The organism is Snodgrassella sp. CS2, from assembly GCF_050310315.1.
In the GTDB taxonomy this organism is placed as follows: domain Bacteria; phylum Pseudomonadota; class Gammaproteobacteria; order Burkholderiales; family Neisseriaceae; genus Snodgrassella; species Snodgrassella alvi_E.
The window spans coordinates 547,396-570,624 of record NZ_JBNPBA010000001.1; the positions used below are offsets into that span (position 1 = coordinate 547,396).

The 23,229-nt window shown below is 44.5% G+C and carries 22 protein-coding genes; 6 read left to right on the forward strand and 16 right to left on the reverse strand.

Features of this window, described 5'->3' with window-relative positions; translation table 11 throughout:
• Nucleotides 1-197 precede the first annotated feature (197 nt).
• A complete protein-coding gene (locus tag ACQP6D_RS02590) occupies nucleotides 198-1,034 on the reverse strand; it encodes an HNH endonuclease (RefSeq protein ID WP_427857346.1) in 837 nt (278 codons plus the stop codon).
• 326 nt (nucleotides 1,035-1,360) lie between these two features.
• Between ACQP6D_RS02590 and ACQP6D_RS02595 the strand changes: the two genes are divergently transcribed.
• Nucleotides 1,361-1,630 (forward strand): hypothetical protein, encoded by a 270-nt coding sequence (locus ACQP6D_RS02595; RefSeq protein ID WP_427857347.1) that lies wholly within the window; start codon nucleotides 1,361-1,363, stop codon nucleotides 1,628-1,630.
• 166 nt (nucleotides 1,631-1,796) lie between these two features.
• Here the strand turns inward: ACQP6D_RS02595 and ACQP6D_RS02600 are convergent, their stop codons facing one another.
• From ACQP6D_RS02600 to pcnB, 12 genes are all read right to left on the reverse strand, one after another.
• Complete coding sequence (locus ACQP6D_RS02600) at nucleotides 1,797-2,273, reverse strand: GNAT family N-acetyltransferase (protein WP_267390045.1); 477 nt, start codon at nucleotides 2,271-2,273, stop codon at nucleotides 1,797-1,799.
• Nucleotides 2,274-2,284: 11 nt separating this feature from the next.
• Nucleotides 2,285-2,950, reverse strand: a complete 666-nt coding sequence (locus tag ACQP6D_RS02605; protein WP_427857348.1) for an HAD family hydrolase — start codon at nucleotides 2,948-2,950, stop codon at nucleotides 2,285-2,287.
• Nucleotides 2,947-3,615, reverse strand: a complete 669-nt coding sequence (gene hda / locus ACQP6D_RS02610; RefSeq protein WP_100139895.1) for a DnaA regulatory inactivator Hda — start codon at nucleotides 3,613-3,615, stop codon at nucleotides 2,947-2,949. The genes ACQP6D_RS02605 and hda overlap by 4 nt, the downstream gene beginning before the upstream one ends.
• A gap of 140 nt (nucleotides 3,616-3,755) precedes the next feature.
• On the reverse strand, nucleotides 3,756-6,485 hold the full coding sequence (gene glnE, locus ACQP6D_RS02615) for a bifunctional [glutamate--ammonia ligase]-adenylyl-L-tyrosine phosphorylase/[glutamate--ammonia-ligase] adenylyltransferase (RefSeq protein ID WP_427857349.1): 2,730 nt from the start codon (nucleotides 6,483-6,485) through the stop codon (nucleotides 3,756-3,758).
• 175 nt (nucleotides 6,486-6,660) lie between these two features.
• A complete protein-coding gene (locus ACQP6D_RS02620; protein ID WP_427857350.1) occupies nucleotides 6,661-7,143 on the reverse strand; it encodes an FKBP-type peptidyl-prolyl cis-trans isomerase in 483 nt (160 codons plus the stop codon).
• 96 nt (nucleotides 7,144-7,239) lie between these two features.
• Complete coding sequence (locus ACQP6D_RS02625) at nucleotides 7,240-9,240, reverse strand: UvrD-helicase domain-containing protein (RefSeq protein WP_427857351.1); 2,001 nt, start codon at nucleotides 9,238-9,240, stop codon at nucleotides 7,240-7,242.
• 85 nt (nucleotides 9,241-9,325) lie between these two features.
• Nucleotides 9,326-9,985 carry a uracil-DNA glycosylase gene (gene ung / locus ACQP6D_RS02630; protein ID WP_367423022.1) on the reverse strand — a complete coding sequence of 220 codons (660 nt, stop codon included), beginning with the start codon at nucleotides 9,983-9,985 and terminating at the stop codon, nucleotides 9,326-9,328.
• Between the two features lie 85 nt (nucleotides 9,986-10,070).
• Nucleotides 10,071-10,895, reverse strand: coding sequence for a bifunctional hydroxymethylpyrimidine kinase/phosphomethylpyrimidine kinase (thiD, locus tag ACQP6D_RS02635; protein ID WP_267390041.1), 825 nt, complete (start codon nucleotides 10,893-10,895; stop codon nucleotides 10,071-10,073).
• Between the two features lie 173 nt (nucleotides 10,896-11,068).
• Nucleotides 11,069-11,860 (reverse strand): 3-methyl-2-oxobutanoate hydroxymethyltransferase, encoded by a 792-nt coding sequence (gene panB / locus ACQP6D_RS02640; RefSeq protein WP_100152715.1) that lies wholly within the window; start codon nucleotides 11,858-11,860, stop codon nucleotides 11,069-11,071.
• 575 nt (nucleotides 11,861-12,435) lie between these two features.
• Nucleotides 12,436-13,068 carry a deoxynucleoside kinase gene (locus tag ACQP6D_RS02645; protein ID WP_100139891.1) on the reverse strand — a complete coding sequence of 211 codons (633 nt, stop codon included), beginning with the start codon at nucleotides 13,066-13,068 and terminating at the stop codon, nucleotides 12,436-12,438.
• A gap of 13 nt (nucleotides 13,069-13,081) precedes the next feature.
• Nucleotides 13,082-13,588, reverse strand: a complete 507-nt coding sequence (gene folK, locus ACQP6D_RS02650; RefSeq protein ID WP_427857352.1) for a 2-amino-4-hydroxy-6-hydroxymethyldihydropteridine diphosphokinase — start codon at nucleotides 13,586-13,588, stop codon at nucleotides 13,082-13,084.
• Nucleotides 13,585-14,919: a polynucleotide adenylyltransferase PcnB gene (gene pcnB, locus ACQP6D_RS02655; RefSeq protein WP_427857353.1), complete on the reverse strand. Its 1,335-nt coding sequence runs from the start codon at nucleotides 14,917-14,919 to the stop codon at nucleotides 13,585-13,587. Before pcnB ends, folK begins: the two co-directional genes overlap by 4 nt.
• Before the next feature lie 205 nt (nucleotides 14,920-15,124).
• Between pcnB and ACQP6D_RS02660 the strand changes: the two genes are divergently transcribed.
• From ACQP6D_RS02660 to purE, 4 genes are read left to right on the forward strand one after another with little or no spacing between them, the layout of a single operon-like run.
• Complete coding sequence (locus ACQP6D_RS02660) at nucleotides 15,125-15,310, forward strand: DUF3460 family protein (protein ID WP_100139888.1); 186 nt, start codon at nucleotides 15,125-15,127, stop codon at nucleotides 15,308-15,310.
• Between the two features lie 17 nt (nucleotides 15,311-15,327).
• Nucleotides 15,328-15,996 carry a class I SAM-dependent methyltransferase gene (locus ACQP6D_RS02665; protein WP_427857354.1) on the forward strand — a complete coding sequence of 223 codons (669 nt, stop codon included), beginning with the start codon at nucleotides 15,328-15,330 and terminating at the stop codon, nucleotides 15,994-15,996.
• A gap of 30 nt (nucleotides 15,997-16,026) precedes the next feature.
• Nucleotides 16,027-16,695, forward strand: coding sequence for a tetratricopeptide repeat protein (locus ACQP6D_RS02670; protein ID WP_427857355.1), 669 nt, complete (start codon nucleotides 16,027-16,029; stop codon nucleotides 16,693-16,695).
• Nucleotides 16,696-16,720: 25 nt separating this feature from the next.
• Nucleotides 16,721-17,218 carry a 5-(carboxyamino)imidazole ribonucleotide mutase gene (gene purE, locus ACQP6D_RS02675; protein WP_100139885.1) on the forward strand — a complete coding sequence of 166 codons (498 nt, stop codon included), beginning with the start codon at nucleotides 16,721-16,723 and terminating at the stop codon, nucleotides 17,216-17,218.
• Nucleotides 17,219-17,458: 240 nt separating this feature from the next.
• On the opposite strand, the gene ACQP6D_RS02680 is transcribed toward purE, so the two are convergent.
• The 3 genes from ACQP6D_RS02680 to gltX form a co-directional block, all read right to left on the reverse strand.
• On the reverse strand, nucleotides 17,459-19,123 hold the full coding sequence (locus ACQP6D_RS02680; protein ID WP_427857356.1) for an AMP-binding protein: 1,665 nt from the start codon (nucleotides 19,121-19,123) through the stop codon (nucleotides 17,459-17,461).
• A gap of 151 nt (nucleotides 19,124-19,274) precedes the next feature.
• Nucleotides 19,275-20,381: a tRNA 2-thiouridine(34) synthase MnmA gene (gene mnmA, locus ACQP6D_RS02685; protein WP_427857357.1), complete on the reverse strand. Its 1,107-nt coding sequence runs from the start codon at nucleotides 20,379-20,381 to the stop codon at nucleotides 19,275-19,277.
• Between the two features lie 258 nt (nucleotides 20,382-20,639).
• Entirely contained in the window at nucleotides 20,640-22,031 is a 1,392-nt protein-coding gene (gene gltX, locus ACQP6D_RS02690; RefSeq protein ID WP_180297459.1) for a glutamate--tRNA ligase, read from the reverse strand.
• Between the two features lie 113 nt (nucleotides 22,032-22,144).
• Here gltX and ACQP6D_RS02695 point away from each other — a divergent pair, with 113 nt between their 5' ends.
• The gene (locus tag ACQP6D_RS02695) at nucleotides 22,145-23,146 is read left to right on the forward strand and encodes an asparaginase (RefSeq protein WP_427857358.1); all 1,002 of its coding nucleotides are present in this window, start codon (nucleotides 22,145-22,147) and stop codon (nucleotides 23,144-23,146) included.
• Nucleotides 23,147-23,229 lie beyond the last annotated feature (83 nt).

The following is a 23,229-nucleotide window of genomic DNA, read 5'->3' on the forward strand; positions in this document are numbered from 1 at the left end:
ATTTGAGGATGTGGGTTTCTATAAATAAATTAAATTTGGAAAAGGCATAATTCACAATTTAATTGTGAATAAATATAATGGATTTTTTTAAGATCATCTGTTGCAAATAAAAATTAAGAGATTTTTTATTGGATATCTTTTGGTAAGTTAATAGTTTTTATCCTGCTTCATTTCTAATTCAATCATTGTTCCAAGAATCAGTTATTTTCGTTGAATAAGAACAAACGCTTGAAAGCAATTTCTGTTAATTTATTAATATCATTTTTATCTTGTACAATATGCATTTTTCGATGGCAATTGGGGCATAAGGCGACCAGATTGTCTAAAGTATCTGGGCCATTTTGTGATAGCCATACGACATGATGGCATTCTAAATACGGTTGTTGTTCTTGATTGACAAAGGGCGCAAATTGTTCACATAAATCACAATAACCACGCGCTTGGCGTTTTACATATTCCACTAATTCCATACTACGTCGATAGCGCGGTGTTTTTACGGTTATTTTACTGGTTTGTTTAGTTTCTTGATTTTGGCGTTGAATTTTAGCTATGAGCTTTTTATCTGAAAATCTGGATAATGCGGTTAATCTATCTTGCTCAAAATGATTCACCATTTCTACCGGTAATCCACCTTGTTTCAAGCGTAGTGGAAAAATATATACTTGTCGCCATTGGTTTTTAGCATCTAACTGTTGAGTACAATAAGGCTCTCCCGCTTTAAGCATTTCGCCAATATAAGTATATTGATATTCTGCTAACACTTCGAAATAATGTACTTGTACGCCATTATTATCTATATTTGCTAATGTTTTATTTTGAGCAAAATCTAAAGATTGATCACCAATCTGGCCCATTCCGGTGTAATGTAAAATGTCATTTTTCCACACATCTTTATAGACCGACTCAAGATGATTGGTTATCAGAACTAATGTGTTAGTTCGATTTGATTTACGCATGCCCCCTTGTGGTGAACATTGAAATACATCACATAATTGCTTGTTATTTAAAATTGTTCCTTGGGTTAACGTAATCATGGGTTTAAATGGAAGCAAAAACTGATGTTTAACACTTTAAAACAAATTATTTAAAATGCCAACACAATGGTTTAGGTGCAAGCTATATCAATCGACAAATAATTTTTTTAGGATTATGTGTCTATATTTGCTTGTATAAGCTAAATAAAATTTTTATCAATTTATTCTATTAACTAACATAATTTTTCTAAAAATATATTGACATATCAACAAGTAAAGGCGGTATTATTTTACCGCTTTTTGTTTAGCAGTCAGTCTTAGCGGACTGGATTTAATGTAGCCAACCGCATAATTTTAATATTTGTGCGGTATTTGCTTATTCCCAAATGTTATTCATAAGCCATATCATTGCCGTCACGCTTTTACTCAACGCTCAAGTGGTTGCTAATATCTGTAATCGCGATTTACCTGTAGCTGAACAGGCGCGCCAACTTAGTGCGCTGGATTTGACGTTGTCAATTGAGTATTGTGAATCTGAAGATTATATCTTTCAGGAAATAACGCAAACTTTAGGCAAACTAATGATTGAACGTGAAAATCTGGGCAGTATTACTGGTGTAGCCATGGTTGAAATGTTAAATTTGCCGGTAATCTGAATGCTTCGATTGGTGGATTATGGTGTTGTCTGGCGAAAATCAAGAAACATGCTGAAGTCATCAGCCATTATCATGCTCATAAGCCCATTCAAGAATAATTTCATTTGAAAAAGCCAGCGGATTTATTGAGCAAATTCACTGGCGTTTGCGCCTATGTTTGATTGTTTTATAGGGTCAGTTCCATCTGGATGTTGACTCTGTTGAATGTACTATGAAGGTTGGTAATTTCTTTAAATCCGGCTTGCTGATAAAGATGGATGGCTGGTTTCAGGCTAGTATGGCTTTCTACATAAAGTTTTTTTGCGCCCTCTTCTCTGGCTTTGGCAATGATTGCCTCTATCAAATGTCTGCCAATATGTTTGCCCTGTGCCTCTGGGGCCACTGCTAATTTGGCTAGCTCATAATCATATGGGTCACCATGCAGCTTTATCAGGGCACATACGCCTACTGGTTTGCCGTTTTCCAGTGCCACCAGTATGTGGCCGCCTTTGTCGAGGATGGCTTGTCTAGGATTATCCAGTAGCTGATAATCACTGTCTTCCATTTCGAAATATTTAGCTATCCACGCTGCATTCAAATCACGAAAAGCAGAATGATAGCGGTCACTGTAATCAACAATTTGCATATTTTCTGCGACATTCATGATGCATCCTTTTACATGAAGTTGAGTATCGGCCAGCCATGGCGGTGGGCATACTTTGCTAGTTTTTCATCAGGATTGACGGCTACTGGGTCAGTTACTAGTTGCAGGAGCGGTAAATCGTTATGTGAATCGCTGTAAAAATAAACTTTGGTAAAATCGCTCAGTTGTTGCCCTCGTTGTGCCAACCATTGTTGCAGACGGATAACCTTACCTTCTTTAAAGCTGGGTGTGCCTACGTAGCGTCCAGTATAGTTACCTGCTGCATCTGTTTCTAACTGTACGCCGATAATATTCTGAATACCAAATGTTTTTGCAATCGGGGCGATAATAAACTCATTGGTAGCCGATAATAGCAACATTTCATCTCCAGCATCACGATGCCCCTGTACCAGCATTTTTGCCATGGTGGAAATATGCGGTACGATAAAGTCACGCATGTATTCGCTATGCATGCTGTCCAGTTCGGTACGGCTAAATCGTGCCAGCGGTGCGAGCTGGAATTGCAGGAATTCATCTATATCAAGACAGCCATTTAGGTAATCCTGATAGAATTTATTGTTTTTCATGTCAACAAACGCTTTGTCGACCAGTCCTTTCTGCATCAGGTACTTCGGCCATTCGTTATCCGAATCACAATTAATCAAAGTATGGTCAAGGTCAAAAATAGCCAGATTCATGCATGTTCCTGTTGTTTAAGTAGCTGCCGCAGTAAGGTAAGAGTGATGCGCCGCCCCTGCGCAAGTGAATAATCATTTAAGGTATTGAGCATTAGCAATAGACTGTCCAAATCGCGGCGCCAGTGAGCCAGCAGGTAACGGATAACTTCAGCATCCACCGGTATTTGCCGTGCCCGTGCCATGCCTACCAATGCGTTAAATTTCTCTTCGTCGCTTAATGGTTTGATTTCATATACCAAACAAAAAGCCATACGGGTACGTAAATCTTCGCGAATCATAAGCTGCTGAGGGGGGATGGCTGAGCTTAAAAGCAGATTGCCCTGACGGGTATTGCGAAAGTGGTTGAATAAAGAAAAAAGCTGCTGCTGCTCGGCAGGGCTGAGTAATTCAATCTGATCCACAGCAACGCAATCGAGGTCAAACAGCCAATAACCAAGGCCTTCGCTCGCAGCGTCAACATATTCGGCTTTCAGACCGCGCGATTGCGCCTGCGCTACCCATGCTTTTAGTAAATGGCTTTTACCGCTACCGGCTTCGCCCCAAACAAAGATAAACGGGTCTGCCTGCTGCTGTAAAACATAAATCAGTTCGGCGTTGGTATGGCCGAGAAATTTGTCAAATCCGGGATAGCTGCGATCATCAAAGTCAAATATCAGTTGGTTCACTACGTTAGACCAGTTTGAAAAGGTAGTGCGGCCTTTGATTGTACGCTGTCTGCTTTGTTTCTTTCAAGCAGCACATTGGAGTAATGCTACTGAGGAATAAGGATTTTACGTTTGCACTTGTCCATGGCAAAAAGATGAAATTATTCTTTTGGCTTTACTCCAAATACTTGTGTCCAAAGCTGCTTTACAACCTGATAATTGGAGAGCAAAGTGGCGTCTATGTTGGTGTTGACAGCGTCGCGCAAACGAGTGTTGTGCTGTTGCTGGCGATAATACCGATAAGCCATGCGACTGCCTTCGGCCATACAGCTGTCTACTAGCCCCAATTCGGCAGCGATGCTGAGCAAGGCAATATTACCGTAATTGTTTAGCAATTGCGGATACTGATGCGCATGTGCCAGTATCAGATACTGCACAATAAATTCCACATCCACTACTCCGCCGCGGGCATATTTTACATTTGTGTCTACGGGTGGATGTGTAGGAAACATTTTTTCGCGCATGGCGATGATTTCGTTGCTTAAAGAGACGATATCACGTTTGCGGCATAATATTTCGCTACGTACCCCATCAAAACGTATGCCCACGTTGCTGTCGCCACCAATGAAGCGGGCTCGGGTTAGGGCCTGATGCTCCCAAGTCCATGCACTTTCACGTTCATAGCGTTCGAATGCCTGTATATGGGTAACAGTAAAACCTGAATCGCCATTCGGGCGCAGCCGTAAATCAATATCGTAAAGTGTACCTGCACCGGTTGGTACTGTTAGCCAGCTGGTGAGACGGCGGGCCAGACGTGTATATGTATCAATAGCATCGGGATGGTTATCATCAAATACATAAACCAAATCCAAATCTGAGGTATAACCTAATTCTTTACCCCCCAGTTTGCCATAACCAATCACAGCAAAATGCGGGGTTTCAGTGTGACGTCGTGGTAATTGCGCCCATACTCTATTCAGTGCATTTTGTATAATTAAGTCTGCCAGTGCAGAAAGCTGATCTGACAACCCTTCTACTGTCCACAAACCGGCTAAATCCTGTACCGCCAGACGAAAAGTCCATGCATGCTGGAACCGGCGCAGAACATCCATTTGCGCCTCAACATCATCATGGCAATCATCCAACAAATTTGTCAGCTCCTGCGCATGTACTGTCCAATCAGTATCCTTGCGCATTAGTTCATTGCTAAGCAGTTCGTCCAATAATACCGGATGCCGCTGTAAGTATGTAGCAACCCAGCTGCTTTGACTCATGAGTCCGGCCAGTTTATCTAAAGCTTCCGGATGCTCATGCATAAAGGCCAAATATGAACTGCGCCGAGCAATGGTTTCTACAAAATCAAGCAATCGGGTTAATGTAGTATCTGGTTGCGGATATCTGGCTGCTACGCTTAGTACAGACGGAATCATGTCATCAAAACGCTGTTGCGCAGATGACGATAGCTGCCGGTACTGACTGCCATGATGTAGTTGTTGCAGACGCTGAATTACATTATGAGCATTAAAGCCATGTGCTGTTAGTAAAGAAGTTTTTTCTTCGCTATCACTGTCAAACTGCCAAACACGTACCATATCAGGATCTTGTGCTTTGGCCTTATCGTCCGGCTCAGTGAAAATGGCATTGAAAATCTGGTTAACAGCACAACGGTGCTGATTCAATGCAAAAAGGTAGTGCTCATAATCGGCATAGCCCATACTCTTCGCTAGCATTTGTTGCTGCTCAGTGCCGGCCGGCAGCATCTGCGTTTGCTGATCATCCCAATATTGTAAGCGGTGTTCGGTATCTCTCAGAAAATGGTAAGCCTGTAGCAAGATATCAACATTTTCTGCTGACAGCATGCCTTGTTCCTGCAAGGCATGCAGGGTTTCCTGTGTGCCTTTTAGTTGCAGGCTGCGTATCTGACCGCCACGTATCAGCTGGAAAATCTGGGCAATAAATTCCACTTCACGAATGCCACCGGCACCCAGTTTGATATTGTCCGCCATGCCTTTGCGGGTCACTTCACGCTGAATTTGCTGATGCAGATTGCGCATGGCATCGTAGGCATTGAAATCCAGATATTTACGGTACACAAACGGCCGTACAAGTGCAGCGATATGATTCGGATAGTCGGTTACTAATCGTGCCTTAGTCCATGCATAGCGCTCCCATTCCCGTCCTTGCTGTATCAGATATTGTTCCAGCGCGGTTTCATTTATTACCAATGCCCCAGCATCACCATCTGGACGCAAGCGCATATCTACGCGGAAAACCTGCCCGTCGCCAGTGATATCATTCAGTAGCGATATGATTTTCTGGCCAACTTTGGTAAAAAATTCCTGATTGCTTTTCTGGCGTTTACCGTTGGTGTCGCCAGCTTCCGGAAAAACAAAAATTAAATCTATATCAGAGGAAACATTCAGTTCATATCCACCCATCTTGCCCATGCCCACTATACTCAGCCGCTGAAATGTATTGCTGTGGGCGCCAATTGGTTCGCCATAAAGTCCAGCATAATAAGCATGTGCATACTGTTCAGCGATATTGATGGTGAAATCAGCTAGATGAGTTATGGTGGTGGTGACTTCCTGTAAATCACTTGCCCGTGCCAGATCGCGCGCCATGATATGTGCAACTACATAGCGGCGCAGCAGGCGCAACTGGCGTTTCAACTCTGCCTCATTTTCACCAGCCTGCAATTGTGTCCAGTTGGCAAAACCGTGAAAATCTTCCAACTTCAGGCGTCTTTCCAGCCATGGAAAAAGTTTGTTCTGGTCGAGCAAATGGTTATCTAGCAGACGACTGAGAAACAATGAATATGGACGGGCTGTGGCGAGAATGTGTGCAGGTGTCATGTTGCTGTTGAATTGGTAACAGTTGTGTGTGAGCATGATACCGCCAGACCTAAATACTGTGAACTGACAACTTTCAGATAATTAACAATGGCTCATCCGTACAATACTGTTGGCATCACCCATTAAATACTAATAAAGGGAATATTCATACCATAATGAATATTCCCTTTTCTTTATACGGATTCAGTTACAATCGTATTGATGTAATGTATTAGTGATGATGGTGGTCGTGGGCACCATGTACATGGCCGTGTTCCAGCTCTTCTGCAGTAGCTGGGCGGATGTCTTTTACAGTTGCTTTAAAGCGAATGCGCTGGCCGGCTAAGGGATGATTACCATCCACTACGGCTTTACCATCAGCCACATCGGTGATACGGTATACCATCACTTCACCAGTTTCTGGATCGTCAGCTTCGAACATCATGCCCACTTCTACTTCTACCGGAAACACATCCAGTGGTTCGATGCGAATCAGATCTTCCTCCTGCTCGCCAAAAGCATCATCCGGAGACAATGTAACATCTACTACATCGCCAACTGCTTTATCGTGCAACTGTTCTTCCACCAACGGGAAAATACCATCATAACCACCATGCAGATAGCTGATAAGTTCTTCCGTTTTATCTATCAGCTGGTTATCTGCATCAAACATTTCATAATCCAGCGTCACTACAGAGTTTTTGGCGATTTTCATAATTTTTTCCATAATCAATAAACTGCACGAGCAGCAAACAGGATGTAGTTTAACATGGAACCAGCAACATCACATGCCGCTGATGTTAAGGCACCATCAGGATTGCAGACTGTCCAGTCGCGCCATCATTCCGGCCAATATACTTTTGCCTTCCGAGTGACTGACAATGGGTTCACTACCTTTGCGCCCAAGCAAACGTATATCACCTGCCGGCATTTCATCTATGAAACGGCTGGGTTCATGAAACTCCCACGTTCCGGCACGTTTGCGCTTATGACAATGGGTCAGCGTGAGTGTCTGACGAGCACGGGTAATACCAACATACATCAGCCGGCGCTCTTCATCGATATTGCCTTCCTCCACGCTATCTGCATGCGGAAAAACGCCTTCTTCACAACCAACCAGAAACACATATGGGTATTCCAATCCTTTCGAAGCATGCAATGTGGACATACTCACCATATCCGCATCTTCGTCTTCCTTACCATCCAGCAAGGTCATCAGGGCAATGGCCTGGGCTATTTCAAGTATATTTCTACCGTCTTCCTCTCCTTTTTTACTAATCCAGCCGAGCAAATCCTGTACATTACGCCACTTGATTTCACCTGCACGCCCTTCTTCTGTGTTGAGTAGATGTGCTTCATAAGCAATATCAGACAACAGATTGTGTAGCAAGTTGCCAGCTGCTTCAGTACGTGCGCGTATTTGATAATCCGCCAGCATCGCCATAAACTGCTGTAAAGGCTCACGGCTCTTGGCAGATAGTTCTGCCAAAGCACTCATACTGCGCGCCGCCTCGTACAGGCTGCATTGCGCCACTTTGGCATAATTGTTCAGCTTTGCCAGTGTCGTTTCGCCCACTCCACGCCGCGGTGTAGTCACCGCGCGTAAAAAAGCCGGATCATCATCGGGGTTGGCGAGTAAGCGCACATAAGCGAGCACATCCTTAATTTCAGCCTTGTCAAAAAAACTCTGCCCACCAGAAAGACGGTAAGGAATCCGTCTGCTGCGCAAAGCTTCTTCAAATACTCGCGCCTGATGATTACCCCTGTACAGGATGGCAAAATCGCGATAATGCACCGCATCTCCGCCTACCAGTTTCTGGTGCGCAATGCGGCTAACCACCAAATCGGCCTCATGGGTTTCGTTTTTACAGGCAATCACATCAATCATATCGCCAAGCCCATATTCACTCCATAAAGTTTTGGCGAATAACTTAGGGTTATGGGCTATTACTTGATTGGCCACGCGCAGAATACGCGCAGTAGAACGATAATTTTGCTCAAGCTTGATGATTTTTAAATCTGGATAATCCTGCTGCAACAGACGCAGATTTTCCATATTGGCACCACGCCAAGCATAAATGCTCTGGTCATCATCACCTACAGCAGTAAATTTTCCATCCGCCCCTGTAAGCAAACGCATTAGCGCATACTGGCAAGTATTGGTATCTTGACATTCATCCACCAGCAGATAATGCAGGCGCAGCTGCCACTTATAGCGGATGTCTGCATCTGATTGCAGCAGCTCAACCGGTATGCGGATTAAATCATCAAAATCAACTGCCTGATAACTTATTAGAGTATCCTGATAAGAGGCGTACAGCTGCCCTATCTGATGTGTCCAGCTATCATCTGCCTGCCGAATTATAGTTTCTGGTGACAACAGGCTATTTTTCCATAATGAAATTTGGTGCTGTGCCTTAAATACCATTTCACGGCCACTGCTACCCAGCAACTCGCTGATAATTTTGCCCGCATCGGCACTGTCGAGAATAGAAAACTGTTTTTTATAACCTGCTGCGGCCGCTTCTTCGCGCAGAAAACGCATACCCAATGAATGAAACGTGCTGATGTTTAAACCACGGGTCTGCGATTTGTGCAACAAATGCCCTACACGCTCTTGCATTTCACGAGCCGCTTTATTCGTAAACGTAATCGCGGCAATCTGATGCGGTGGATAACCAGCCTGCTTGATTAGATAGGCAATTTTTTCAGTAATCACACGCGTTTTACCGCTGCCAGCACCAGCAAGTACCAGTAACGGCCCATCCAAATAATGGATAGCCTGATGCTGTTGTGGATTAAGATTCAACATGATTTACTAGATACTTTCCGGAGCAATAGATGAGACATCTGCCTGATAACAGCTAATCCTGACATCTGTGAATCGGATAGTAAACTTAAATTTGCCAATCGATTGGCGCCATACCGTGCTGTTGCAGATATGCATTGGCTTTGGAAAAATGCTTACAACCAAAAAAACCACGGTAGGCGGATAAAGGGGAAGGATGGGGCGCAGTCAGTACCAGATGCTTTTGGCGATTTATCATCGCTCCTTTTTTTTGTGCATGACTACCCCAAAGCATAAAAACAACGTTCTGACGTTCTGCATTCAGTGCAGCAATCACATGGTCAGTAAATGTTTCCCAGCCCAGCTCAGCATGAGAATGTGCCTGACCAGCGCGCACAGTTAAAACTGTATTGAGCAGCAATACACCTTGTTCCGCCCAGTGTTGCAGATAACCATGCTGTGGTATACAAAAACCAGAAATATCGTCTGCTAATTCTTTGTAGATATTAACCAAAGATGGTGGAATAGCAATTCCCTGCCGGACTGAGAAAGATAGGCCATGAGCCTGTTGCGGACCATGGTAAGGATCTTGCCCTAGAATCACCACTTTTACCTGTGCAAACTCAGTAGCCTTAAATGCATTAAACACATCTTGAGCAGGCGGATAAATAATTTTACCGGCCATTCTTTCGGCACGGACAGTTTCCAGAATATGCTGAAAATATGGTTGCTGTTTTTCTGCACCAATTGCCTGATGCCATGTCTGCATATGTTCTCCCCTATACGATTAGGATAATTTCTGCTTTACCCTGATACTCACTCATGCAGCCAATTTTAGCATACAGATACAACCACTAATCATGCTTGAAACGCCAGAAATGAGCCAGAGGACCATAACCGTGTCCTAAATGCCAATGCTGTCCAGCCTCAATGGCGCCGTGCACATAGCATTTAGCCACAGCTACTGTATTAGCTAAAGTTTCATGCTGTGGACGTAAAGCGGCAATTGCTGCTGAAAGCGTACATCCAGTGCCATGTGTATGAGATGTTTTAATACGCAGACTCTTAAAGCAAACTGGTTCGCAATCCTTTTCCAGTAACCAGTCTATGGCTTCTTCATCTTCACTGAGATGCCCGCCTTTGACCAGAACAGCCTGACAACCTTCATCCAGCAGAATTTGCCCCTGCTCCAGCATTTCATCACTAGAAGTAGCCATCGTTTTCTGGGTTAGCAACGCCAGCTCAAACAAATTAGGAGTAAGTATATCGGCAAGCGGCATAAGCATTTGCTTCATAGCTTGCACGGTATTTTCTATAGACAGTGCCGAACCAGAGGTGGCTACCATTACCGGATCTAATACAGTAAAAGGCAGATGAAATTGCTGCAAAGACTCTGCAACGACACGTATACTTTCAATATCCGCAAGCATACCGATTTTGAGCGCATCAATACGGATATCCGACATCACAGCCGAACATTGTGCCTCAATCATATCCGGTGTTACCACCATGACCTTTTGCACACCAAAAGTATTTTGTGCTGTTATTGCAGTAATGACACTGGTACCGTAGGCACCAAGTGCGGCAAAAGTTTTTAAATCCGCTTGTATACCTGCACCACCACCGGAATCCGAACCGGCTATAGTCAATGCACGAGGGTAAGGCTTGGCCAAGGCCATAAGCAACTCCCAAAATAATTTTTATTAGTCAAGGATTTAATTTATATATACATCCTGCAAAAAAAACAAGTCCATACAAATAAACCAATCAGTTTAAACAACCTTGTTTGTAAAGGGAAAAACCGCCAGAAATATAATATTTGCAATTAAAAACAGAAATTTAATTCAAACAATCAGTCAGTAAAACTGTGTTCCGCATCAGGAAAAATCTTAGCTTTAACTTCCTGTACATAGGCTCCGACAGCAGCCTGAATACTGGTTTGATTGTGCATGAAATTCTTCACAAATTTTGCTGTTTTGCCTGGATAAATTCCCAGCATATCATGCATCACCAGTACCTGACCGTCACAATCGACACCGGCACCAATACCTATGGTTGGACAGCTTACAGATGCGGTTACTTTTGCTGCCAGAGCAACTGGCACACACTCCATCAGCACCATATCCGCTCCGGCTTGAGCATGTGCCTGAGCATCAGCTAGCAATTGTGCCGCAGCTTCACCGCGACCCTGAACTTTATAACCGCCAAGCGTATGTACTGATTGCGGCGTCAGGCCGATATGTGCACACACAGGAATACCACGTTGCTGTAAAAAATGCGTAGTTTCAGCGATCCATTCTCCACCTTCCAACTTTACCATGTGTGCTCCGGCCACCATCAGCCGAACAGCTGCCGCAAAAGCCTGCTCTTTACTTTGCTGATAAGCACCAAATGGCAGATCTGCCAGTATCAGTGCCTGCTGATTGCCTCGCGCCACAGCCGCAGTGTGATAACAAATATCGTCAACACTAACCGGAATAGTTGAAGCTTGTCCCTGCACTGCCATACCCAAGGAATCACCAATCAGCAGTACGTCAACACCAGCATCACTCATCAGACGAGCAAAACTGGCATCGTAACAAGTTAACATAGCGATTTTTTCGCCTGCGGCTTTCATTTTTTTTAAAGTGTGAATGGTATGCATAAATTGATAAATCAAATAATAATATTTATTAGAAAACACGGCCGGTAGTTATACACAGTCTGTTTCTGCAAGGAAACAACAAATTCATCAATCAGTAAAACTGATAAACAAACGGCCAAATTGAATGTGCGGCAAAATACCACAGACAACCTTTTTACCCGAGCAGATTAACAAATATTTTGCTAAAGATAAATTTAACCGGCACGATGATACGTGCGCTTGTCCTCAACATTACTAATCATCCGTATCTGCTCATCTAGCAATCACGCCAAGCATCATTTTTTTACGCTTGTAACCAAACCATGCAAATTGTGTGAATGTGTATACTGATTTTCAATCCAATAAACAAAAACCGTACTTTTTTCTACCAAAAAGTACGGTTTCCAAACTGAATAACACATGCATCAGTATGCAAAAAATATCAAACAAACATCATAATGGCATTTATATTTTTTTACCCCCGATTAAACTGCGCTGCACACTGAAATAGCAAAATTACTACAGATAAAAACGGCTGAAACTTACTTTCTTACGCAAAAAAATATTCAGCTTTACTCGACAGCACAACACATTAGTTATTCGCTTAAATTCAGATAATTACGACTTCCCTGCATATTAGCAATGGTATTAAGCAACAACTCAAAATGATCTTCATTACCCAGAAAATCCAGCTCATTGGTATTGGCAATCAGTAATGGAGCATGCTGGTATAAATGGAAAAAACGGCGATATTCAGCATGAATCTGCTGTAAATAACCAGCAGGAAACAAATTAATCATACCATCCTCACGCTGGCGCAGACGCTTGTCCAGCAATTCATCATCCGCTTCCAGATAAATCACCAAATCCGGTACCGGAAATTTAGGCATCACCTTTTGCTTGATTTGCCAATACAACGTCTGCTCTTCTTCACGCAGAATTATCGGTACATATATCTGGTCTTTCTCCAGCAGAAAATCAGCAACAATACGTGAACGCCGTTCATCTTCAGCATAGATAACATTGATAGCTTCACAACGGCGCATCAGAAAATGCATCTCTGTAGCCAGCCCGTGATTGGCAGCATTTAGATAGAATTTTTCTAAAAACGGATTGCTTTCAGGTATCTCTGATAACAGTAAAGCATCAAAATACTGTGCCAGACGACGGCTCAAAGCTGATTTGCCACTGCCAATAGATCCTTCTACGACAATGTAGCGATAATCCATATTTTCCCCTGACTTAGTTTTGATCGCCTTCAATAATCGTGGCTGCATCCGGCTGTGCTTTAAGTAATTTTGCCGCCAGAGTAGAGGCACTGCCATGAGTGCCGATTACATAGTATGGTGCAATAGCAGCTAGTGGAGCCATTACGAATGCGCGTTCATGCGCACTTGGATGAGGCAATTTCAAATCAGATTCATTAATGGTCTGATGATTGTAATCAATTACGTCCAGATCAATCATACGCGGACCATTTGGCACATTGCGCACACGTCCCAGCTTATTTTCCAGTTCTAGCATGGAATGTAGCAATGCCTGTGCACTTAAAGTGGTATGAACCAAAACCACCGCATTGACAAAATCAGGCTGGTCAGTCAATCCCACCGGCTTGGTAAGATAAAGTGGTGAAATTGCCTTTACACGGATACCACTAACCTGATTCAATGCAGCCATAGCTGCTTCAACCTGTTTGCGCGGATTTCCTAGATTAGCGCCCAAAGCAATAACCGCTGTTACTGTTTTCATGCTCCCTCCTGCTTGGATTTGTTAGTGCGTTTATTACGATTTCGTTTTGATTTTGTAGAGGTTGTTTTTACCTGCATCGCAGTGTGAATCAGCTCTTCACGCTCTGCATCCGTTCCCTGCTGGAAATTCTGCCACCACTGCACAGTTTCCTGAGCCACTTCGCCAAGATTGGCGCGCAGACACAGAAAATCAAAAGCAGCACGAAAGCGCGGCTGAGCAAGTAGACGATATGGCCGTCCACCGCGCATTATTTCAAATTGCGGTTGCAGAGACCAGATTTCACGCATAGTAACACCATAGCGCTGTGGTACACCCCAATGTTTATCTATGTGCTGACGTTCTGAAGCCATGGCAGCATGCATGGCTCCATTACTGCGCATACCGCGCGCCTGTTGTTGGATCCATGCTTCACGCATATGCGGCCACAATACTGCCGCCAGTACAAATCCCATGGAAACGGACTTATCCGCACGCAGACGCTCATCAGTATTTTGCAGAGCCAGCGCAGCTATGTGCCCACTGCCGCCTGCTCCAGGCATCAGTGCATCCAAGAGCGGATGAATATTTTTTAAACCCAATATATCCATCTGACGCAGACATGCTTGCGCATAACCACTGAATAGAATCTTTAACACTTCATCAAATAGCCGTGCCGGTGGCTCCCGCTGAAGCAACTGCGCACATTCGGCAATTGGTTTGGATGTCTGTCTATCAACCGAAAATCCAAGTTTGCCTGAGAGTCTGGCTGCACGCAACATGCGTACCGGGTCTTCCTGATAACGCTCCTGCGGATTGCCAATCATCACCAGACGACGATTGCGGATATCCTCCACGCCATGATGAAAATCCAAAATGACCTGTCTATGTGGATCATAATAAAGTGCGTTGGCGGTAAAATCGCGACGCATGGCGTCCTGTTCCAGCGTACCAAAACTTACATCTTTCATAATCCGCCCCAGCTCATTATGGCTACTGACGGCACCACCACGGAAAGTTGTAACTTCAATGGTTTCTGGCCCCACCATGACATGTACAATCGGAAAGCGTCGGCCAATAATGCGGCTGCGTCTGAATAGTTTACGCACCTGTTCGGGCGTGGCATTGGTGGCGACATCATAATCTTTGGGAGACACACCCAATAGCAAATCCCGCACCGCTCCACCTACCACATAAGCCTCAAAGCCTTCTTTCTGCAAACGGGATATCACTTTTTCCGCAGCGAAACTCAGCTCATCCGCCTTAATATGATGTTGTGCAAAGGGTATTTCCCGTTTTCTGCCTTTACTGACAGTCTTACGCGGCAAAACCCTGTGTAACCACTTTTTTAGCATAGAAAATACATAAGCTTATGAAAAAATACTCGCGTGCCACAGCAAACACGACCACTAAAACAGCGTAGTATAACCTATCTATTCGTTTCTCATCATTGTTAGCAGACCAAACACGTACAATTCTGCCTGCTTCTTCACCAGTATGGTGCACTTTGTATATAATAATACACCTGTTTCTAAATAACATATGCAAGAAGAAACTTATATGTATAACTATCAGTCTGACACAACCCAATTTCTGAATAAATACCTAAATGAACACCCAGAGGAGGCTCAGGCTCAGATCCAGCATCGCGGCTTGCTGTGGGATGTTCAGCTAAATCCAGAAGATGAAGCAAATTTTGCTGCCGCCAAACTGCCAAAAAAAGGCTATACCTATTTAACCGAATAATCTCCTGCCGACCTGTCATGAGTCAACGAGCTGGTGTGAATAGTCCTGCGCTTAATACTTATCTGGCGGAGGTAAATCCCCAAGAGCACCCTTTACTGGCACAACTGCGTGCTGAAACTGCCCGGCACCGCAAAGGAAATATGAGTATTGCGCCCGAGCAGGCGCAGTTGATGACATGGTTAGCAACGCTGATACAAGCACGCTATTATCTAGAAATCGGTGTTTTTACCGGCTACAGCAGCACTGCCATGGCACTGGCTTTACCGGAAAACGGTCACATAACTGCCTGTGATATTAATGTCACTTACACCGATATCGCCCGCCGTTACTGGCAAGAAGCCAATGTCAGTCACAAAATACAGCTCTATTTACAACCGGCCTTGATAACGTTGGATAAACTGATTGCGGCTGGACAAAGCAATCAATATGACATAGCTTTGATTGATGCCGATAAACCGCCAACACCTTACTATTATGAACGCTGCCTGCAATTGGTTCGCTCTGGCGGCATTATTGCCATTGATAATGTACTGCTGCATGGGCGTGTGGCTCAACCTGCAAACACGCACGAACCAGAAAGCGTTCAGATTATGCGTTCATTTAATGCCAGCCTGAAACATGATTCGCGTGTGCAGCCACTAATCATCCCTCTGGGTGATGGCCTGACCTTGATGCAGAAAAAATAATAACAATCACCTAGAGGAGAGCAGCACCAAATGTTTTTATTTAATTATCGTTATCTATTGCTGGCTGCACTGGCTATGATAACCATCAGCTCATGCAGTACCATGAGTACCTCCTCTGCCCCTGAAAATACAACTAATTCAGAGGCGCCTGCACCGTATACCCTTCAGACAGCAGACCAATTGAGCCAAATGAAAACCCAGATAATGAGTCTGCAAAGTCAGGTAACCACTCTACAAAATCAATTGAATGATTTACGCCAGCAACAATCAACCCTATCGCGTTATTTAAATGTACATATTCAGCCTGCTCGGGTGAACCCAATAAAAAATACTGGCAATAGCGATAATACAGATGAAGCCAGACGCCTCTACAACGCCGGACTATATGCTCAAAGTATCAGACTTTTAAAAAATGCAGATAGCGGCAGCAATGGCAGCAAGCTGGCACAGGAGCGCATGTGGCTGCTACTACAAAGCCATATGCGTCTAAATAATTGCGAATCGGTCATCAATATCGGCAAACGCTTCAGCAATTTGTTTCCACAAAATAGCCAAACGCCCAATGCCCTATATAAGGTGGCACAATGCCAGACACATTTACAGCAGCAGGATATTGCCCGTACCACCTATCAACGCATTATCAGCAACTATCCCACTAGTAATGCAGCAAATAAAGCCAAGCAGCAACTGAAAAAATAATTTACAAACAGAATAAGAGCAAAACATGAATACTCCTCAAATCGGCATCATCATGGGCAGCAACAGCGATTATCCGGTAATGCAGCAAGCAGAACAGTTTTTACAACAATTCAGCATTCCTTATGAAATAAAAGTTGTTTCTGCACACCGCACCCCAGATTTAATGTTTGAATATGCCGAAAATGCACGCTCCAGAGGACTCAAAGCCATTATTGCTGGTGCCGGTGGTGCGGCGCATTTGCCCGGCATGGTAGCTGCGAAAACCACGCTGCCTGTACTGGGTGTACCGATTCCAAGCAAATATCTGCATGGCGAGGATTCCTTGATGTCTATTGTACAAATGCCCAAAGGGGTACCGGTAGCCACCTTTGCCATCGGCGAGGCCGGTGCAGCCAATGCAGCCTTATTTGCCATTGCAATGCTGGCAAACAACAATCCCCAGCTAGCTCAGAAACTCACGGAATTTCGAGAAAATCAAAGACAAAATGTTTTAGCGATGAATTTACCCAGTCAGCCAGCCTGATAAATCAGGAATTGGCCTGCACCTCATGCTAAGTAGCGTTTATTTTCTTCCAAACAATTGGCATCTTTAACAGACTTTTTCTGATAATAATCGCTTAATACTGTCCATAGCTGCTGTTTCTAAGCCATAAGAGTGAGAAAATTAGCAACAGTAGCTTTTTAGTATCAGCTACCTACCAGTCTATAAATACAAAAGCGGTTGCCGCACCATAGCAGCAACCGCTATTAATCTGCAAAACCATTATTTTTCAGTACGCAAATCCTTACGCAAAATTTTGCCTACCGCTGATTTAGGCAATTCTTCACAAAATTCGATGTCCTTCGGTACTTTATATCCCGTCAGATTCTGGCGACAGTATGCAATAATTTGCTCACGTGTCAGTGCAGGGTCACGCTTAACCACAAATAATTTTATCGCCTCACCTGTTTTCTCATTTGGCACACCGATACAGGCTGCTTCCAATACCTCTGGCATAGCAGCTACTATTTCTTCAATTTCATTCGGATAAACATTAAATCCCGATACCAAAATCATGTCTTTTTTACGGTCAACCAAACGTACATAACCCTTGGCATCGATTTCTGCCATATCACCGGTAGCGACAAAGCCACGGCTATCCAATACTTTGGCCGTTTCCTCAGGGCGGTTCCAGTAGCCCTTCATTACCTGTGGTCCTTGTACCCACAACTCTCCTATTTCACCTATGCCCAGCACTTTACCGTTATCATCTCGAATTTCAATATCGGTATTGGATACTGGTAAACCGGCTGTACCCGTGTATTCAGGATTATTCAACGGATTGGCACACACGCCTGGGCTGGCCTCAGTCAGACCATAGGCATCGATGATTGGCACCCCTGTAATCGCTTTCCATTCCTGCGCCACATTTTTCTGCGTCGCCATCCCGCCACCCAAAACAAGCTTCCATGATGAAAAATCATTTTTTTTGAATTTTTCATTATGAATCAGAGCATTAAATAGCGTATTCACCCCACTCATCACGGTGACACGATTACTTTGGAGTACTTTAACCAGCGCATTGATATCACGCGGATTGGTAATCAGAATATTTTTGGAGCCAGCATTGGCAAATATCATGATATTCACAGTGAGCGAAAAAATATGATAAAGCGGAAGCGGTGTTACTACCACTTCCTGCCCCGGTACCAGATTGGCCTTAATCCACTCTGATGCTTGCTGCATATTGGCAACAATATTTCCATGAGTCAGCATTGCACCTTTGGATATACCAGTTGTTCCACCCGTATACTGCAATAAGGCCAAATCCTCCAGCCCAAGCGGCACTGGTGTAAAGCGCTGCTTTTTACCCAATGCCAGCGCTTGCGGAAAAGTAATGGATTGCGGAATATGAAATGGTTTCACCATTTTTTTGATTTTGCGCAGCATGAAATTCACCAGCGTGCCCTTCAGCCAGCCCAACATATCTCCCATACTGGCGACAATCACCTGTTTTAGTGATGTCTGCTCCAGCACTTTTTCCACCGTATGTGCAAAATTTTCCAGCACAATAATGGCCGTCGCACCTGAATCAATTAGCTGATGCGCCAGTTCACGCGGAGTATACAGAGGATTGACATTTACGACTACACCGCCAGCCTGCAATACCCCGAACACGGCCACTGGATACTGCAACACATTCGGCATCATAATTGCCACGCGCTCACCCTTTTGCAGCTTAAGCACATTCTGCAAATAAGAAGTAAACTGATTCACCAAAGTCGCAGTCTGCGTATACGTCAGAGTGGTACCCATATTAGAAAAACTCGGCTGCGGTCCGAACTTCTTCACACTGGTGTGCAGCACGTCAATAATCGACGAATAAGCACGAACATCCACTTCTGCGCGCACCCCTTCCTGATAACTTTGTAACCAGATTTTTTCCATTATCTTTTTTCCTTTGCAACAATGCGCCTGATTTAATGTGAAGTAAGGGAACATCAGTCAAAACAGACTGTAAAGAAAACATCAAATCAGTACGACTGCATCATTGCTAGCAAGATGATTGCCCGATTATAGGCAATCGGTTGAAATTAAATTAATTATTATTAATACTGTGGCTATCGGTATCGCTGATAATACCACCACCCAAACACATTTCGCCAGCATACAGGACAGCTGACTGGCCTGGCGTCACAGCCCATTGCGGCTCATCAAATACAAGCTCGGCACTGCCGTTATCAAGATAGCGCAAAGTAGCAGAAGCATCCGGCATGCGGTAACGCGTTTTCACTCCGTAGCGACCTTCAGCCGGCTGCTCAGGCGTTGTGAAACTTAAATCATGCATAATCAGGCTACGGCTGAATAGAAGCGGATGGTCATGCCCCTGTACCACTAAAAGTTCATTTCTTTTCAGATTTTTTCCAGCCACAAACCATGGTTCGCCATCACCACCGATGCCTAGCCCTTTACGCTGACCCAAAGTGTAATACATCAGACCTTCATGTTCACCTACAACATTTCCTTCCGGTGTGACCATTGCACCCGGATTGGTAGGTAAATATCGTTGTAAAAACTGCCGGAACGGCCGTTCTCCGATAAAACAGATACCTGTGCTGTCTTTTTTTGCTGCTGTAGGCAACTGTGCCTGCTCCGCTAAACGGCGTACTTCAGTTTTTTCAAGTTCACCTAACGGAAATAATGCTCGTTGCAGCTGATAAGGCTGGAGACGATATAGAAAATAGCTCTGGTCTTTGTTTTGGTCGAGCCCTTTAAGCAAATAATGCACACCATTGCGCACCTCTTTGCGGGCATAATGACCAGTAGCAATTACATCAGCACCACCGGCCAGAGCATGGTCCAGAAAACATTTGAATTTAATTTCCGCATTGCACAGCACATCCGGATTTGGTGTGCGCCCTGCCTGATATTCATGTAGAAAGTAGGCAAAAACATTATCTTTATACTGGCTGGCAAAATTGACAATGTCTATATCCATACCAATCACATCGGCCACTGTAACAGCGTCAAGTGAGTCCTGCTTGATGGAGCAATACTCGTCATCGTTATCGTCTTCCCAGTTTTGCATGAAAACACCGCGCACATCATAACCGCCCTGTTTGAGCAGCAAGGCAGTCACCGATGAATCCACACCACCAGACATTCCAACAACAATGCGTTGAGATAAATCAGCTTTTGTATTCATTTACATTTATCCAAAATCGGCGCCGATTTTGCCACAGCCGGAGCATAGCGACAACTTACAGGCAGCATTAATACTGCATAAGGCTTGCTAACCGCCAGCATAAACACACAATACACTGCAATAAACATTAATGTGTTTACACAAGCAAACATCAATTTGAGTAGGAACAAAATAAAAAACACAGGCTGTCATCACTGCGTAATCTGCCTTAAGCAAATCAATCACAATCCCGACAGCCTGTGCAAATGCAAATCAGACTCAATTCTGATGCAGGCGGTGCAATACTTCATCCCGCCCCAGTAAAGCCAATACCTGATCAATCGACGGCGTTTTGCCAGTACCACAGACTGCCAGCCGCAATGGCATACCCAATTTACCCATTTTAATATTTTCTGCTTCACAGAATGGCGCAAACAAGGCATGTATACTTTCCGCATCCCACTGTGGTAGCTTTTCCAGCTCAGCGGCAAAACGCTGCATTCGTACCGGTGCATCCATATCCCAGTGTTTAGCCACTTCTTTTTCACTCGGTGTGGCTTTGACATAAAAATAGCTACATTCTGAGGCTAGCTGATTCAAATCCTGAGCTCGTTCCTTTACCAAAGCTATTACATCGGTCAAAGCAGGCTGTTCAGCCACCGCAATGCCCTGCTGTTCTAATCGTGGGCGTACCAGTTCAGCCAGACGTGTATCATCACTGGCTTTGATGTGCTGAGCATTCAGCCACAGCAACTTTTCGTGGTCGAAACGGCTGGCAGAAGGGCTGACATCCTTTAAATCAAACCATTGCACAAACTGAGCCATCGTGAAAAATTCGTCATCACCATGCCCCCAGCCCAAGCGTGCCAGATAATTCAACAGAGCTTCCGGCAGAATACCCTGTTTATCATAATCCACCACACTAACTGCATCACGGCGCTTACTCATTTTGGCGCCTTTTTCATTTAAAATCATTGGCAGATGTGCGTATTGCGGCAGCGTGGCTCCCATTGCACGCAGAATATTAATCTGTTTTGGGGTGTTATTAACGTGATCATCACCACGAATAACCTGCGTAATCCCCATATCATAATCATCTACCACCACACAGAAATTATAGGTAGGGGTACCATCGGCGCGGGCAATAATCAGGTCATCTAAATCTTGATTGGCAATAGCAATATGGCCTTTGACCAAATCATCCCATGCCGTTTCACCAGTCAGCGGCATTTTAAAACGCACTACCGGCTGCACACCCTCTGGTATTGCTGGTAGAGTTTTACCCTCGTCCGGACGCCAGCGCCGGTCGTACCAGAAATGTTCGCCACGTGCTTCTGCTTCCTGCCGCATCGCTTCCAGCTCTTCACGGCTGGTGTAGTCATAATAGGCATGGCCAGAAGCCAGTAGCTCACGCAATACTTCAGCATAGCGGTCAAAACGCTGCGTCTGATAAAACGGGCCTTCATCATAGTCCAGACCTACCCAGTGCATCCCATCCAAAATTGCCTGCACCGATTCAGCAGTAGAGCGTTCCAAATCAGTGTCTTCAATGCGTAACACAAATTTACCCTGATGTTTACGCGCAAATGCCCATGAAAACAAAGCCGTGCGCACACCGCCAATATGTAGAAAACCGGTAGGACTGGGAGCAAAACGAGTACGTATCATGATAACCATTTCAGACGCAGAAAAACCGCTATTGTACGCGTAAGCCAGCCTGAACAAAACCCGTTCATGCTATGCTTGCTATTGCTACCCATAAGCTTTGGAAAGGCGGAATCTTTATGACAACACCGAAACATCTGGCTGTTTACTACACTGGAGGCACCATCGGCATGCAGTCCACTCCTGCCGGATTAGCGCCGGCAAACGATCTGCCGCGTCTGGCCGCCCCCATCTTTCAGGAATTTAGTGAAGAAGTACATTGTGATTGGTTTATCAGCGACCCCTTGATTGATTCGTCGGCCATTACCTTGAGCAACTGGCAACATTGTTTAGAATGGATAGACAGCACAGCCACAGATTATGATGGTTTGCTGATTCTGCATGGTACTGATACCATGGCTTATACTGCCAATCTCATCGCACTGGCACGGCCACAGCTAGGTATTCCTCTTATCTTGACTGGCGCTATGCTGCCACTAGCAGCTGATAACAGCGATGCCCCACTGAATCTGCGCACAGCATTGGCCGCGTTTAGCTTACGCGATTTTAATCAGACTGCTATCGCATTCAACGGCCAGCTCTGGCCAGCAATTGGCAGTGTAAAAATCAGTACCGAGCGGCCGGAGGCTTTTGCCAACCCACAATTTGGTACACTCGCGCAATGGTCGGCTACCGAAGGTTGGTTTAACACTAACCTTCCAGCCACCCCCCCCTCTACTGCACCAGCAAGCTACTGCATTAGCAACACCGTTCGAATCCATTGTTTTACCCTTACACCGGGAGCCAATCTAGACATGATTAGCGCCAGCCTAAATCAAAACGCGCCGGACGGAGTGGTACTGCAAAGCTACGGCAATGGCAATACACCAACTGATGCAAGCTTTCTGGCAGCCATTCGACACATCAGTCAACAATCCACACCGGTATTAAATATCAGCCAAGTTTTGCAAGGCAACGCCTCCGCAGTTTATGCCCAAGGAAATGAACTGCGCGCTGCTGGCGTGATTAATGGCGGTAAATGCAACCTAGAAACTGCTGTAGCCATTCTGACTCTTGCCGCTAGCAATCATTGGAGTAAAGAAAAAATTGAAAATCTGTTAGAAGAGCAGAAGCTGATTTAAACGGTTCTACTATGGAGCAGGATAATTTGTCGAAACCAACTTGTTATCCTGCATATTCCGATATACTTAAAAAAATATTATTT